Raw genomic sequence first — 14696 nt, forward strand, 5'->3', positions numbered from 1 at the left:
CTCTACTTTTCCCGTTTTCCGCTGATGGAAATTCGATTACACACACTTTATTTGCATGATTAAAATGAATCCTAGTAACTGAAAAGATTTATTTCCTCTGCGCTTTTGATCTTCATACAAATTATTTTTTTCTTTGTTTTAAATCAAATCTTGGCGATCTAAATAAAAGCAATATCCCACATATTGTGCTTTAATTACATCAATTGACACAACATATAGTATTTATTCACATTTTATCCACAGATTAGTACCCGTGATAAACATGGCGAATAGCTGAAGTCGTATTGTGGATAACTTAACAAGGAGAATGCCCGTGGGAACGGTTGTTATTAAAAGAGATGGTTGTCAGGTCGGTTTTGACCTTCCACGAATTCAGGAAGCCGTTAAACGCGCAGCGGCTGCTGTGAATGTTAAGGATGACGATTATTGTCTTCAGGTTGCTTCTGTCGTCACAGAACAACTTTGCAGCCGTGACCGAGTGGATATCGCTGACATTCAAGATGCGGTTGAAGACCAACTAATGGCCGGGCCTTATAAAGACTTAGCTCGTGCTTATATTGAATATCGCCACGATAGAGACAGCGAACGTGAAAAACGCAGCCAATTGACTCATGACATTCGTGGGCTAATCGAACAAAGTAACGTCTCTTTACTCAATGAAAATGCCAATAAAGACAGTAAAGTGATCCCGACACAACGCGATTTACTCGCGGGTATTGTCGCTAAACACTATGCAAAACAGCATATTTTACCAAGAGATGTCGTTATCGCACACGAACGCGGTGAAATTCACTATCATGACCTCGACTATGCTCCCTTCTTTCCAATGTTTAACTGTATGTTAATTGACCTTGAAGGCATGTTAACCAACGGGTTTAAAATGGGAAATGCCGAAATAGAGCCGCCAAAGTCTATTTCAACCGCAACAGCCGTTACCGCACAAATTATTGCCCAAGTTGCAAGCCATATTTATGGGGGCACAACCATTAACCGTATTGACGAAATTTTAGCGCCATATGTGGCAATTAGCTTCGAAAAACACCTAAACGTCGCCAAAGAATGGGGAATTGCAGACGCAGAGGGTTATGCACACAGCCGCACCGATAAAGAGTGTTACGACGCCTTTCAATCTTTAGAGTATGAAGTTAATACACTTCACACTGCGAATGGCCAAACCCCATTTGTCACCTTTGGTTTTGGCCTTGGAACCTCTAAAGAAGCACGATTAATTCAGCAATCTATTCTGAAAAACCGCATTGCGGGCCTTGGCAAAAATCGTAAAACGGCGGTTTTCCCTAAGCTCGTATTCGCAATTAAAGATGGCCTAAACCATAAATTGGGTGACCCTAATTACGACATAAAACAACTCGCTTTAGAGTGTGCCAGTAAGCGCATGTACCCCGATATTCTTAACTACGACCGTGTCGTTGATGTTACTGGATCATTTAAAACGCCGATGGGCTGCCGCAGTTTCTTGGGTATCTATGAAGAAAATGGGCAACAAATTCACGATGGGCGCAACAATTTAGGCGTTATTAGCCTCAATTTGCCTCGTATTGCTATCGAAGCACAGGGCAGCGAAGATGCGTTTTGGGCATTACTGGATGAACGTTTAGCCATTGCCAAAAAAGCCTTAATGACTCGCATTGCCCGTTTAGAAACCGTAAAAGCGCGTGTTGCCCCAATTTTGTATATGGAAGGCGCCTGCGGAGTTCGCTTAAAAGCGGATGACAACGTTGCTGAGATCTTCAAAAATGGTCGCGCGTCCATTTCGTTAGGTTACATTGGGTTGCATGAAACCATCAATGCACTTTTTGGCACACAAACCCATGTCTATGATGACGAAAAATTACGTGAAAAAGCCGTCGAAATTGTCAACCACTTACGCCAAGCCACTGATGAATGGAAAGCCCAAACAGGCTATGGTTTCAGTTTATACAGCACACCAAGTGAAAACCTATGTGACCGCTTCTGCCGTCTCGATACCGCTGAATTTGGTGTCATACCAGGTGTTACCGACAAAGGTTACTATACAAACAGCTTCCATCTAGATGTTGAAAAACAGGTGAATCCTTACGATAAAATTGATTTTGAAGCGCCTTACCCTGCACTCGCGAATGGCGGTTTTATCTGTTATGGCGAATATCCAAACTTACAACATAATGTTAGAGCCTTAGAAGACGTGTGGGACTACAGCTATCAACATGTGCCTTATTATGGTACTAACACACCCATTGATGAGTGTTATGAATGCGGTTTTTCCGGTGAGTTTTCCTGCACCAGCAAAGGCTTTACCTGCCCTGCTTGTGGTAACCATGATACTAACCGAGTTTCGGTTATCCGCCGTGTGTGTGGCTATTTAGGCAGCCCAGATGCAAGACCATTTAATGCAGGTAAACAAGAAGAAGTAAAACGCCGTATTAAGCATTTAGGTAACGGTCAAATAGGTTAATACTATGAATTATCACCAATATTATCCTGTTGATGTCGTCAATGGCCCCGGAACTCGCTGTACACTGTTTGTGGCAGGGTGTGTTCATCAATGCCGTGGTTGTTACAATCAAAGTACATGGCGAGTTGATTCAGGTGTGCCATTCACCCAAGAAATGGAAGATCAAATTATCCAAGATTTGCAAGACACGCGTATTCGTCGACAGGGTTTGTCCCTGTCGGGCGGAGACCCGCTACACCCAGCCAACTTGCCTGCGGTGCTCAAGTTAGTTAAACGCGTAAAAGCCGTTTGCCCAGATAAGGATATTTGGTTATGGACAGGATACATATTGAGTGATTTGACGCTTGAACAACAAAAAGTGGTGAGTTTAGTTAATACCGTAATTGACGGTAAATTTGAACAGGATTTACATGACCCACGCTTAATTTGGCGCGGTAGCTCCAATCAAGTGATCCACAAATTGCGTTAAATTTGGCATTCCCAATGTAGTTTGGTACCAAAACCTAATTTGTTATCGACCATTTTGACATTCCGCAAGTGAAGCTGCCAAACAGGCAGTTTCGCTACTAATGCCACAGGGAAACGACGACAGTAAAAACCGCGGGCAAGCCGTTCTTCCTCACCTTCTAATATTTTAATTTCACCTGTAAATTGAATACCTTGTATTGCATTAACGGCTTTGGTTTGCGCTGATATTGTGCCAGCCACTTGCGGGTTAGCCACCATCAATTGCCCATGCCTTGAATTCGCGTCTGTCATTAAAACCAGGCACATCGTTTTCGCATCAAATGCATAGTAACAACTGGCAGGCCAGATATCATTGTTATGGTGAGTAAAAAGAGAGAAAACGTGTTGGCGGGCAATATAGCGCTGGATGTGCTTTAAAGTTTGTTCAGGCGTCATAGCGGTTTCCATGTAAACCCGTTCAGAACAAGCTTTTGGGGGATTCCCCTTAAGCTTGCTTAAACCGTTCTGAACGTAGGCATAAAATTCGCTATTACTATACTCTAACTAGCTGAAATATTAACCTAAATATTTTTAGGCCTATACGCCAACTAAATTCGAGTCATTACTCTAAATAATTGGAGTTGTAGCTAGGCGGCAAGTGAACGAGGCGCTAGGAGCATACATAAGTATGTGACTAGTGCGAATGAACGCGGCCAACAACGCTACGGCTCGAAGTATGACGAGTAAATATGACGAATAAATTTATTTATAGATAGCCGCGGTACCATTCATTGAGTTTTCACCACCAGCAGAAATCACACGGAATGAAGTTGCACCAGCTTCATCAGCTTTTTTGGCTAATTGTGCGGTCAGGTCATTGACACTCACTGCACCTGTTACTGAGACATAACCCGCAGCTGGCTGACTAGTATGTTGAACTTCTTCAGCAGCCATTGAACCGAATGATGCAGCACCTAAAGCTAAAGCAGCAGCAAATAATGTTGATTTTTTCATTGTATATTCCTTCTTGTAAACTTGATTTTTAGTTGGGATTTTTACTGTCCCTCTGTGATATAGATCATATTATGCGCTTTAGTTTGAAAAGAAAATTAGCTAATTTTGCTATAGTTATTCAAATAATTTGAATCATAACTTAGATTGAGGTTACAAATTTGTGACAGTTTCATATCATTTTTTATTTAAATTTTAATATGTTATAAATATCTTACTTAACGAATATATTCGTTGTTCACCCAATATTTTTCCCTTATAAATCAGCACAAAATGATAAAAACAACACTAAATAATAGCCAATTAGAACAAAATGACTGGTATCTTTACTTGGTGAGAGAGAAAAATAACGCCTTGTATTGTGGTATCACCACCAATGTGCAACGTCGTTTTGAGCAACATAAAGCAGGAACAGGGGCAAAAGCATTGAAAGGGAAAATGCCACTGACATTAGCATTCTCGTGTTTTATTGGTTCTCGTTCAGCAGCGTCGAAAATAGAATATCAAGTTAAGCAACTGAATAAAAAAACAAAAGAAAGGCTGGTCATAGACCAGCCCGATGACTTAGTTAACTACTTAGCTAACTATAAATTATTGAAGTGTGAAGAGTAAGTCACCAAACCTTGGTGTTCTCCAATTTCACCATTCTCTAAGCCACAAACCAAAAAATGAGCTTGTTGTTCAGGCCATTGGCAGCTTATACCGTGACTTGCAGCGGGTTCAAAACCGAAGCGCGAATAGTAGCGTTCATCCCCCAGTACAACGACTGCACCATAACCAAACTCATTGAGGCTATCTAACCCTTCATAGACCAGTTTTTCTGCAATCCCTTGGCCTTGATGCGCTTTATTTACCGCTAATGGTGCAAGGCCAACCCATTGCACGTCTTCATCGTTAACGTCGACAGGCGTGAAGCCTACATAGCCAATCACTTCACCATCATCATTTGTTGCCACAACCCCGAGAGTTAGCAAACCATCCTCACGTAAATGTTGAACAAGATTAGCTTCTGCTTCAGTTGGAAACGTTTCACGCAATAATTTATCAATACCCATTGCGTCGACAGGGATTTCAACTCGAATTAGCATGAAGTTAACGCAGGCGACTTATGCTCTACGTCCTCACTTTCATGCACGGTTTTAATTACATCAGCCAATTGTAATAAAGCAAAACGCAACGGAGCTGGCATATTTTCGAGTTCAAAAGCATCCATTAAGTTTTTCACATAGAGGCCAAGCTCTGTATCCCCTTCAATCACCAACCTACGTTGAAAAAAGAGCGTATCAGGGTCTTCTTTACGCGCGGCGATCAGTACTAGATCATTCGCATTACCACTCACACTAACATCAGCCTCTGCATGCTGTTTGACGGACAGTTGGCCACCTTGCAAACTGATAAACCAGACTAACGCTAAGTCACGAACTTCAACCTTTAGCCATTTGTCTTCGAGAAAATCAAGTTCCCCTTCTTTCACTGATTCACGAAATTGCCAGCTTAGTAATTGCTCAAGAACTTGGCGCTGCAATGCGAATGGGGTTACTTTTAAAGGCAGTTTCAAAAATGAAGGGCCTTTCGTGATGAGTTGAGAACGAATTTTACCTAACACAGTACTGACTCCCGTAGTAATTGTCTGCCCGTTTTCGTGTAACTACTTAACAGCAGTAGCAGCTCGAATTATTTAGGGTAACATATTGCATATTTAGACGATTAAATTTTCGACGCTAATAACCCCATTTATTGAAGCCATTAACCTAACATTTGACTCACGATAAGTTATCTTGCCAAAAAATGTTATTATTGGCTTGATCCTATATCAATTTTTGCCCATCCCGCCAATATTTATTTCTCACTTCCCATGGATAAAAAATCATCCCTAATTACCTATCCGTTCCAATAAACGATCAAAAACTAGTCATAAATAATTCATATACCCTATTTATAAAACTTATCCTCTTTCATTTGGTAAAGTTGCTTTATTACCCACCAGCCCCCTTATTTCCCTAACGACCTTAATTAACGAATACTGATATCCATTAACAATTTCTCTGCTCTAAATCAAAATCTATAACAGTTCTGTTGACTAGAATGTCAGCTGTTAAATTTTACACAGGGATAGGACAATGGAATTACTCTGCCCCGCAGGGAATTTGCCCGCATTAAAAGCGGCGGTCGATAACGGCGCTGATGCCGTTTATATTGGACTAAAAAATGATACCAATGCACGGCATTTCGCAGGACTTAATTTTACTGAAAAAAAACTGCATGAAGCTGAGCGCTATATCCATAACCGTAAACGAAAATTACATATTGCGATTAATACGTTTGCACATCCTAATGGTTACGAACGTTGGCAAAACTCCGTCGATCTTGCCGCAGATCTTGGTGCTGATGCTTTGATCTTAGCCGATATTGCCATGTTAGAGTACGCTGCAAATAAATACCCACATATTGAAAGGCACGTTTCTGTCCAAGCCTCAGCGACCAATACTGAAGCCATCCGCTTCTATGAACGTAATTTCCAAGTCCACCGCGTTGTCCTTCCACGTGTGCTATCTATTCACCAAGTAAAACAATTAGCCAAAAATAGCTCTGTGCCACTGGAAGTGTTTGCTTTTGGTAGTTTATGTATCATGGCTGAAGGGCGCTGCTATCTGTCTTCTTATCTCACAGGTGAGTCACCAAATACGGTAGGCGCATGCTCTCCAGCCCGTTTTGTTCGTTGGCAACAAACGGAAGAAGGAATGGAATCACGCCTCAATAATGTGTTGATAGACCGTTACCAAAAAGATGAAAATGCAGGCTACCCAACGCTATGTAAAGGACGTTATCTTGTCGATGAACAGAAATATCATGTCCTTGAAGAGCCTACCAGCCTCAACACCATTGAATTATTACCTGAACTGATGGCAGCAAATATTGCCTCTGTCAAAATTGAAGGCCGCCAGCGCAGTCCTGCTTATGTGACTGAAGTGACGCGTATTTGGCGCCAAGCCATCGACCGCTTCAAATCCAACCCTAACAATTTTGTCACTGACCCGAAATGGCTAAAAGCGTTAGGTGGGCTGTCTGAAGGAAGCCAAACCACATTGGGTGCCTATCATCGTAAATGGCAGTAATTTAAAAGGTAAATATCATGCAGTACTCGTTAGGATCTATTCTTTATTACTGGCCAAAACAAACGCTGGAAGATTTTTATCAACACGCCATGCAAAGCGACGCTGATATTATTTATCTCGGTGAGACGGTGTGTAGTAAACGCCGAGAAATGAAGCCCAATGACTGGATAGAACTCGCACAACAACTCGCCAAGAGTGGCAAACAAATTGTTCTGAGTACCCTTGCTCTTCTTCAAGCTCCTTCCGAACTTAAAGAAATCAGCAAATTAGTTGATAATGGCGAGTTTCTCGTTGAAGCCCATGATTTTGGTGTGATCAACATGTTAGTCGAAAGAAACCTTCCTTTTGTCGCTGGTCACGGTTTGAATTGCTATAACGCACAAACCTTAAATATTCTGTTACGCCAAGGTATGGTGCGCTGGTGTATGCCTGTAGAGTTATCGCGTGACTGGCTGGTTAATTTGCTAAATCAGTGCGATGACATCGGTATTCGTGGCAAATTTGATGTTGAAGTAATGAGCTACGGTCACTTACCACTTGCCTATTCCGCACGCTGCTTTACTGCGCGCTCTGAAAATAAGCAAAAAGATGAATGCGAAACTTGTTGTATAAACTACCCACAAGGGCGCAAGGTGCTTTCTCAGGAACATCAGCAGGTGTTTACGTTGAATGGTATTCAAACGCTCAGTGGTGCTTGCTATAACCTTGGCAATGACCTGTATTCAATGCATGACCTTGTGGATATTGTACGCATATCCCCTGAAGGTATTGAGTCACTTGAGGTATTCAAGCAATTTAAAGCGAATGAAAATGGGGATATTCCATTGAATATTTCAGATAAAAATTGCAATGGTTATTGGCGACAAATTGCAGGATTGTCGATGGTGCCTTAAATCAATTATCCACCTTATAACCACCTATCCTCAGGTACAATGCATTTGCATTACACTGAGGATAGACTGGAAAGTTTTGAGGTAAATAAAATGATTGATATAGACCCAAGCACCGTGTCTTTACGTGCAAAATCCCACCTTACCGAATGCAGCCAAACAACTATCCCTGCGGCTATACGTGATGCCTATCAAGTATTTGCCTCAATGCTAAGTACAGGTAGCCCTCCTGATGACTGGGAAACCTTAAGCCAAGAAGCAAAAATGGCAACAAAAGCCGTTGATCCCAACTCAGCAATAGGTTTCCTACTCAAAAATAACGGTTAATGCCGATGCCTGCGCCAACGGTTAAACATATGGCTAATATGGCGTAATTCTCCATCTCGGAGCATACCAATGAATACCCCAATAACCGTGTAAATAACGCCTAAAATCAACATCATCACGATATCCATAAGTACATCACTAAACGGTAATCCCATTTGGTTAAGGCCTGCCATGGCGTTTGTAGCCCATGTAGATGGTAATGCAGAGGCAATCATACGTACCCAATCAGGCATCGCCTGTAGTGGCCAAATCGTGCCTGACATATAAAACACCGGGGTGGTAATAAATGCCAAAGTTAAGTAAATCATTTCAACACTGCGTAAACATTCCGTCACTAACTTGCCAAGCCCTAAAACAGCCAATAGGAATGGGAACGTGAACATCCAAATTACATACAATGGCGCTTCTTGTCGGTAGCCCAATACCCATGGCCAAAGCGCGAAAAATACAGTGGATAAAAATAACCAGATCGGAATTAAAGCAGATAACGCCCCTAAATAAACGGCTAATGGCGGCTTTCCTTTAGGCGTAGAACGCACCGCGATACTGACTCGTACACAGGCAATCAGTAAGGAGTGCTGCAATAACATCACCAATAAGCCAGGAAAAACGATCGCTGCAAAGCTGATCCCTGGGTTATACAATGGCTCAGTTTCACTGCGGATAGGGGTAATAATCACTTTAGCCTGCTCTTGGCTATAACCTGCTTTAGTGAGTAATTGGGTGTTATAAGCATTGAGCAGGGTTTGGTAGGCTTTTGATAACTCTTGCTGAATTTGCCCACTCGCTAGCCGGTTGGTTCCATCTCCATACACTGGCACCGTGATATTTTTACCGCTCAGTAAATGTTGTTGGAAATCCGTTGGAATGATAATTATCGCGAATAGTTTTCTCGCGATCATATCTTGACGCGCTTGAGCAAGGTTATCATAACTTTGCAATTCCACTTTCGGTGTCGCATCGAGGTCACGGATTAACTCGCGGCTTGCTGTGCTGTGATCCATATCAATCACAGCAACAGGTAAATCCCAAAGAACAGGCTTTGCATAAACTAAGCTCATGACGCACAGAGAAACCAACAATAATAGCCACATCGGTTTTTCCAACATTCCCAGTAGCACTTTACGAAAGGTTGCAAAATAAATAGCCATCAGACAACCCCTCCTTGGTTTTCTAACCGTTTGACTAAACGCTTACGAATTAAAAAGCCAATGACAAATGGGTAAATCAATAAGAATAGACACACTTGAACAATGCGAGCAAAGGAAATCTCCCGCAAGAAAATATCAAACATGGCATTTAACGTATGTGTAAGTGGTTCAATATTCGAAATAATTTGTGCAGGCAATATCATTGACAGTTCCGGTACCGCCATACCCGAAAAGGCCAAAGCGATACTCACCAGCATCCCTATCAAGCTATACGCCATAATGGCACTTGAGGTAAAACTAAACAGCAATAAACCAATACTCTGCGCTGCTATGACATAGAAAAACCCTAATATAATCATATACAACGGGTTTCCTACCACTTTAGCATCAAAAATAGTAACTAATGCCGCAATCTCTACAGCAAGTAATATACTGAAAAATAAGGTATAAGGGGCTAACTTCCCAAGTAACGCCATCACAAACGGTTTAACACTTTGTAAGGTAGAACCTCGTGACATCGTATAGATTGTTGCGGTAACAACAAACAGCTGGAGCATATGAATGGTTGCAGCAAACTGCTGATAATAAATATAACTACCGCTCGGGTTAAATAAACTGTCATAAGAAAGTGTCACTTGGGCTAACGGAGGCAACGCCTTTCCCATTGACTTGGCCATTTCTTGGCGATACTTCGCATTCAGCTCTGCCACTAACCCACTAAAATCTTGAATCGCATAACTGCCTGATGCATAGAAGAGCGCATTATAATACATACGTAGCTCAGGTTGACGCCCCCGTAAGACATCTTCTTCGAAGTTATGAGGAATGTACAATAACGCGTAATCTTTTGAACTACCGAGTCTTTTTAATGATGTACTGAGATTGTCATCAATGGTTTTCACATCCGCATGTGAACCCGCATCGAGGTCACGAATAATTTGCCGAGACACTGGGCTATGGTTATTGTCCACCACAGAAACGGGTAAATCCATCAATGTCCCCTCTGAAAAGTTAGCACTAACTAACGTAAACAGCATTAATGGAAACAGCCAGCTTAACCAATGAAAAACAGGGCTACGAATAGCCATTTGGGTTTCACGGCTAAAGGCGTGCTCAAAACCGTGCCAAGCGAACTTAAATTTCATGGCAACACCTTTTACTTATCCCAGTGCCATAACACACTCATACCAGGCCTTAGCCCTTCAATCGGCTCTACAGGGTATAAACGAATTTCAAATGTTTTTAAATCGAAGTCACCGATTGCACGAGTCGCTCGTTTTGTCGCATAGTCACCTTTCGGTGCGATATAGCGAACCTCAGCCTCAATTAACTTATTCCCCAAGGCAGGCACATCAAGTTGCACTTTGTCGCCTTTTTTCACATCAACTAAAATATCTTCACGCAAGTTATAGACAAAATAAGCTTGAGGAAGTCGAATTAATGAAATTAAAGGACTACCGGCATTGAAAAGTTCACCTATTTCAGCAGGAATAGGGCCAACTTCGCCATCTACAGGGGCTTTTACTTGCAAGTCATCAATTTGTACTTGGATTTCAGCAAGTTTATGTTCTGCTTGTTGTAATGCCGCTTCATATTGTTGGCGTTGCTCTATACGGTCACCATGTAAGCCCTCATCTAAGCGCGCTTTTGCACTTTGCACTTGCGAAAAAGCCACATCTTTGGCTTTACGTGCATTATCAAGCTCATTCGCGGAAACATACCCTTTACCTTTCAAATTACTCAAACGAGCATATTCACGAGACGCATTTTGATATTGAGAATTGGCTTGTGATAATGAGGCTTGTAAATCGCGGATGGTTTCAACACGAGTCCCATTCATGGATTGTTCTAGTTGCGCTTTTGCTTGGTCTCTCGCGGATTTCGATGCCTCATATTGCGCTTGCAGTTCTGGGCTCTCTAGAGTTATCAGTAATTGCCCTTGTTTGACATCATCGCCACGCTCTACGTGGCGTTCTATCACTCGTCCTTTTGCCTTCGAGGTGACGATTACCTCGGGTGCATCCACCTCTCCCTGTAACAATAAATATTGGTTATGGGAATGAAAAAGTGCCGCTGCTGCGATTAAGATAAGCATCAGCAAAATCAGTGCTATTGTTCTTTTTTTCATTATTTATGTGAACCTTAAATAATAACGGGGGAAACTATCATCCCTAGAGTATGACAAGAAAGTTAAATACAGCGTTAATAAATTCGTGCGCAAGATCACGAAAAGGTAGGACATTGACTAATATTGAAGCGATTTCTACCTTATGTCAAATAATGATGAGTGCACTTTTCTCAAATGCCGATTACTTAGCCAATGACTTACGGTATAATGACTAGCCAAATAAATACTAAAAATAGATAACAATAGTAAATAACTCAACCCCAAATAAGAATCCCACAACGTGAACACGACGAGCCATGCTCTAAATAATTCGCGATGTGGGTAGGCGGCAAGCGAGACTATCTTGGGAAGCATACATCAGCATGTGACCCGAGTAGGCGAGAGCAGCCAACACCCCCACAACGTGAAACATAACGAGCCATGCTCTAAATAATTCGCGATGTGGGTAGGCGACGAGGAAGCGAGACCCTAGGAGCATACATCAGTATGTGACTAGGGCGAGATGACGAAGTCAACACCCCCACATCACGAATTATGACGAGCATGTACGAATTTGATTTAATATTACTCCTACTCCAGCAAATGTGTGTCTACCTCGTTATTGCTTGGGCGCTTAGCCGCACACCATTAGTTATCCCTCTTCTGAAGGTAACCATCCGCTTACCGCATAAAGTCATGTGCTACCTGATTTTCTCGGTATTTTGCATTATCGGTACTTATTTTGGTTTGCATATCAATGATTCTATTGCCAATACTCGCGCTATTGGAGCCGTACTTGGCGGCCTATTAGGCGGCCCTGTGGTCGGCTTTGCTGTCGGTTTCACTGGTGGGCTGCATCGTTATTCATTAGGAGGGATGAGCGCCTTTGCTTGTATGGTCTCGACCATTGTTGAAGGATTGATTGGCGGGTTAGTTCATCGTTACTTTATGAAACGTGGCGAAATTAATAAAATTTTTAATCCTATGATTGCCAGTTGTGTCACTTTTATCGCTGAAATCATACAGATGCTAATTATTTTATTGCTGGCGAAACCTTTCGATGAAGCGCTAGAACTCGTTAAAAATATCGCTGCACCGATGGTGATCGCGAATACTATTGGTGCGGCAATGTTTATTCGAATTTTACTCGACCGCCGTGCGATTGTTGAGAAATACACTACCGCGTTCTCTGCTCAGGCACTAAAAATTGCTTTAACGACTGAAGGGATTCTGCGTAAAGGCTTTAATGCTGACAACAGCATGAAGGTCGCTAAGATTATTTATCAAGAGTTAGAAATTGGTGCTGTCGCCATTACAGATCGTGAAAAAATACTCGCGTTTATTGGCATTGGCGCTGACCACCATCGACCCGGGACACCGATTTCGTCAAGCCAATCAAGGCAAGCTATTGAGAATAATGAAGTCGTCTATGCTGACGGCAATGAGACTCCGTATAAATGCTCATTAAGCCCCACCTGTAAACTCGGCTCTGCGTTAGTGATCCCATTACGCGGAGAAAACGAAAAAGTGATTGGTACCATTAAACTGTATGAAGCGAAAAATAGCCTGTTTAGTTCCATAAACCGTACTCTCGGTGAAGGAATTGCCAGCTTGTTTTCTGCACAAATTTTAGCGGGCCAATATGAACGCAACAAACAATCATTGTTGCAATCCGAAGTTAAGCTGCTTCACGCTCAAGTAAATCCTCACTTTTTGTTCAATGTGCTCAACACTCTGCAAGCCGTGATCCGCAAAGATAGCCAACAAGCAGGCCAGCTTGTGCAGTATATTTCGACGTTTTTCCGTAATAACCTAAAACGGCCCGAGCAAAGTGCCACACTCGGCGAAGAAATTGAACATATCAATGCCTATTTACAGATAGAAAAAGCCCGTTTTCAAGAAAGCTTACAAATTCATATTGAGATCCCTGATGAAGTCAAACAGGTTGAACTGCCTGCATTTACCCTACAACCATTGGTTGAAAATGCAATTAAACATGGCACCTCACAGTTATTAGAAACGGGTTATATTACAATACGTAGTTATATCGGCAGTGAACATGTGTATATCGAAATAGAAGATAACGCAGGGCTGTATAAGCCTGCAAAACAGTCTGATGGCTTAGGGATGGGCTTAGTCGATAGGCGCTTACGTTTAAAATATGGTGAGCAATATGGCATCAGCGTAGAACACGAGCCAGAAAAATTCACCCGAATGAAAATTCGCCTGCCTTATTTGGCTACAACATAATAATGATTAAATTACCTCTATGAATGTATTGATTGTTGATGACGAACCTCTTGCACGGGAAAATGTGCGTTGCCTGCTCGAAGAACACGATGATATTGAAATTATTGGCGAATGTGCCAACGCAATAGAAGCGATTGGCATCATCCATAAAAAAAAGCCTGATGTGGTCTTTTTGGATATTCAAATGCCACGCCTAACGGGTTTAGAAATGGTACGCATGCTAGATCCAGAAGACCGCCCTTATATTGTCTTTCTTACCGCTTTTAATGAATTTGCCATTCAGGCTTTTGAAGAACATGCTTTTGATTACTTGTTAAAACCCCTTGAAACAGAACGATTAGAAAAGACCTTAAACCGCCTACGCCAAGGCAAGCAAAAACAAAATCTAGAGCTGTTAAGTAACAATGAGCCACTAAAATTTATCCCTTGCACTGGCCATAGCCGTATTTATTTAATGAAACTTGATGAAGTGCTATATGCCACCTCGCGAATGAGTGGCGTGTATGTAATGAGTACGCAAGGATTGGAAGGTTTTACAGAGCTCACTTTACGAACCTTAGAAACTCGAACACCTTTAGTGCGCTGCCATCGCCAATATTTAGTCAATATGACCCAATTAAACGAAATTTTATTTGGTGACAGTGGGCAAGCGGAGTTAGTACTGAGCTCAGGTGAGCGCATTCCTGTTAGCCGTCGTTATCTAAAGCCACTAAAAGAGGCATTGGGGTTAGCTTAAAATCATAATATGAAAAATTGTTCTCTAACATGTATAACAATTTGAAAACACAACAATCAGATACTTTATTAAAACTGATTATGGCCGCTAAAAATAACGTGGATAATAATCGTATAATGACAGTTAGTGAAGCTAGAAGAAGGTTGATTGAAAGAAGGGCTAAACAAACTTAAATAAAAAAACCCGCACTTCAATGAAATGCGGGTTTT

At 41.8% G+C, this 14696-nt stretch carries 15 protein-coding genes; 8 read left to right on the forward strand and 7 right to left on the reverse strand.

Annotation, left to right across the window (positions count from 1 at the left end; all coding sequences use genetic code 11):
* The first annotated feature begins 313 nt into the window (after window positions 1–313).
* Window positions 314–2452 (forward strand): anaerobic ribonucleoside-triphosphate reductase, encoded by a 2139-nt coding sequence (gene nrdD, locus P3L37_RS17670; protein WP_109912112.1) that lies wholly within the window; start codon window positions 314–316, stop codon window positions 2450–2452.
* A gap of 4 nt (window positions 2453–2456) precedes the next feature.
* Entirely contained in the window at window positions 2457–2921 is a 465-nt protein-coding gene (gene nrdG, locus P3L37_RS17675; RefSeq protein ID WP_004907505.1) for an anaerobic ribonucleoside-triphosphate reductase-activating protein, read from the forward strand.
* Here the strand turns inward: nrdG and P3L37_RS17680 are convergent.
* Window positions 2918–3355 carry a YhbP family protein gene (locus tag P3L37_RS17680; RefSeq protein ID WP_109912171.1) on the reverse strand — a complete coding sequence of 146 codons (438 nt, stop codon included), beginning with the start codon at window positions 3353–3355 and terminating at the stop codon, window positions 2918–2920. The genes nrdG and P3L37_RS17680 overlap by 4 nt on opposite strands.
* Window positions 3356–3661: 306 nt before the next feature.
* Window positions 3662–3913 carry a DUF1471 domain-containing protein gene (locus P3L37_RS17685; protein WP_004907501.1) on the reverse strand — a complete coding sequence of 84 codons (252 nt, stop codon included), beginning with the start codon at window positions 3911–3913 and terminating at the stop codon, window positions 3662–3664.
* A 270-nt stretch (window positions 3914–4183) separates the two neighbouring features.
* On the opposite strand from P3L37_RS17685, the gene P3L37_RS17690 reads away from it, so the two are divergent.
* Window positions 4184–4522: a GIY-YIG nuclease family protein gene (locus P3L37_RS17690; RefSeq protein ID WP_004907500.1), complete on the forward strand. Its 339-nt coding sequence runs from the start codon at window positions 4184–4186 to the stop codon at window positions 4520–4522.
* Here the strand turns inward: P3L37_RS17690 and P3L37_RS17695 are convergent.
* Together P3L37_RS17695 and P3L37_RS17700 are read right to left on the reverse strand one after the other, a co-directional pair.
* Window positions 4495–4998, reverse strand: a complete 504-nt coding sequence (locus P3L37_RS17695; RefSeq protein WP_004907498.1) for a GNAT family N-acetyltransferase — start codon at window positions 4996–4998, stop codon at window positions 4495–4497. The two genes, P3L37_RS17690 and P3L37_RS17695, sit on opposite strands and share 28 nt — an antisense overlap.
* Window positions 4992–5516 carry an SCP2 domain-containing protein gene (locus P3L37_RS17700; RefSeq protein ID WP_004907497.1) on the reverse strand — a complete coding sequence of 175 codons (525 nt, stop codon included), beginning with the start codon at window positions 5514–5516 and terminating at the stop codon, window positions 4992–4994. The genes P3L37_RS17695 and P3L37_RS17700 overlap by 7 nt, the downstream gene beginning before the upstream one ends.
* A 514-nt stretch (window positions 5517–6030) precedes the next feature.
* Between P3L37_RS17700 and P3L37_RS17705 the strand changes: the two genes are divergently transcribed.
* The 3 genes from P3L37_RS17705 to P3L37_RS17715 all read left to right on the forward strand — a co-directional run bounded on the left by P3L37_RS17705 (window position 6031) and on the right by P3L37_RS17715 (window position 8243).
* Window positions 6031–7026: a peptidase U32 family protein gene (locus tag P3L37_RS17705; protein ID WP_110731591.1), complete on the forward strand. Its 996-nt coding sequence runs from the start codon at window positions 6031–6033 to the stop codon at window positions 7024–7026.
* 17 nt (window positions 7027–7043) lie between these two features.
* The gene (locus tag P3L37_RS17710) at window positions 7044–7919 is read left to right on the forward strand and encodes a U32 family peptidase (RefSeq protein WP_272667482.1); all 876 of its coding nucleotides are present in this window, start codon (window positions 7044–7046) and stop codon (window positions 7917–7919) included.
* A gap of 90 nt (window positions 7920–8009) precedes the next feature.
* Entirely contained in the window at window positions 8010–8243 is a 234-nt protein-coding gene (locus tag P3L37_RS17715) for a hypothetical protein (RefSeq protein ID WP_226537978.1), read from the forward strand.
* Here the strand turns inward: P3L37_RS17715 and P3L37_RS17720 are convergent.
* The 3 genes from P3L37_RS17720 to P3L37_RS17730 are packed head-to-tail and all read right to left on the reverse strand — an operon-like array spanning window position 8240 to window position 11522.
* On the reverse strand, window positions 8240–9394 hold the full coding sequence (locus P3L37_RS17720) for an ABC transporter permease (protein WP_004907491.1): 1155 nt from the start codon (window positions 9392–9394) through the stop codon (window positions 8240–8242). The genes P3L37_RS17715 and P3L37_RS17720 overlap by 4 nt on opposite strands.
* A complete protein-coding gene (locus P3L37_RS17725; protein ID WP_109912115.1) occupies window positions 9394–10539 on the reverse strand; it encodes an ABC transporter permease in 1146 nt (381 codons plus the stop codon). The genes P3L37_RS17720 and P3L37_RS17725 overlap by 1 nt, the downstream gene beginning before the upstream one ends.
* Before the next feature lie 11 nt (window positions 10540–10550).
* Window positions 10551–11522 (reverse strand): HlyD family secretion protein, encoded by a 972-nt coding sequence (locus tag P3L37_RS17730; protein ID WP_272667480.1) that lies wholly within the window; start codon window positions 11520–11522, stop codon window positions 10551–10553.
* Window positions 11523–12065: 543 nt separating this feature from the next.
* Here P3L37_RS17730 and P3L37_RS17735 point away from each other — a divergent pair.
* Both P3L37_RS17735 and btsR read left to right on the forward strand, forming a co-directional pair.
* On the forward strand, window positions 12066–13751 hold the full coding sequence (locus P3L37_RS17735; RefSeq protein ID WP_004907485.1) for a sensor histidine kinase: 1686 nt from the start codon (window positions 12066–12068) through the stop codon (window positions 13749–13751).
* 19 nt (window positions 13752–13770) lie between these two features.
* The gene (btsR, locus tag P3L37_RS17740; RefSeq protein ID WP_110731590.1) at window positions 13771–14487 is read left to right on the forward strand and encodes a two-component system response regulator BtsR; all 717 of its coding nucleotides are present in this window, start codon (window positions 13771–13773) and stop codon (window positions 14485–14487) included.
* Window positions 14488–14696 lie beyond the last annotated feature (209 nt).

It is taken from the genome of Providencia sp. PROV114, from assembly GCF_032704305.1.
Taxonomy (GTDB): Bacteria; Pseudomonadota; Gammaproteobacteria; order Enterobacterales; family Enterobacteriaceae; genus Providencia; species Providencia rettgeri.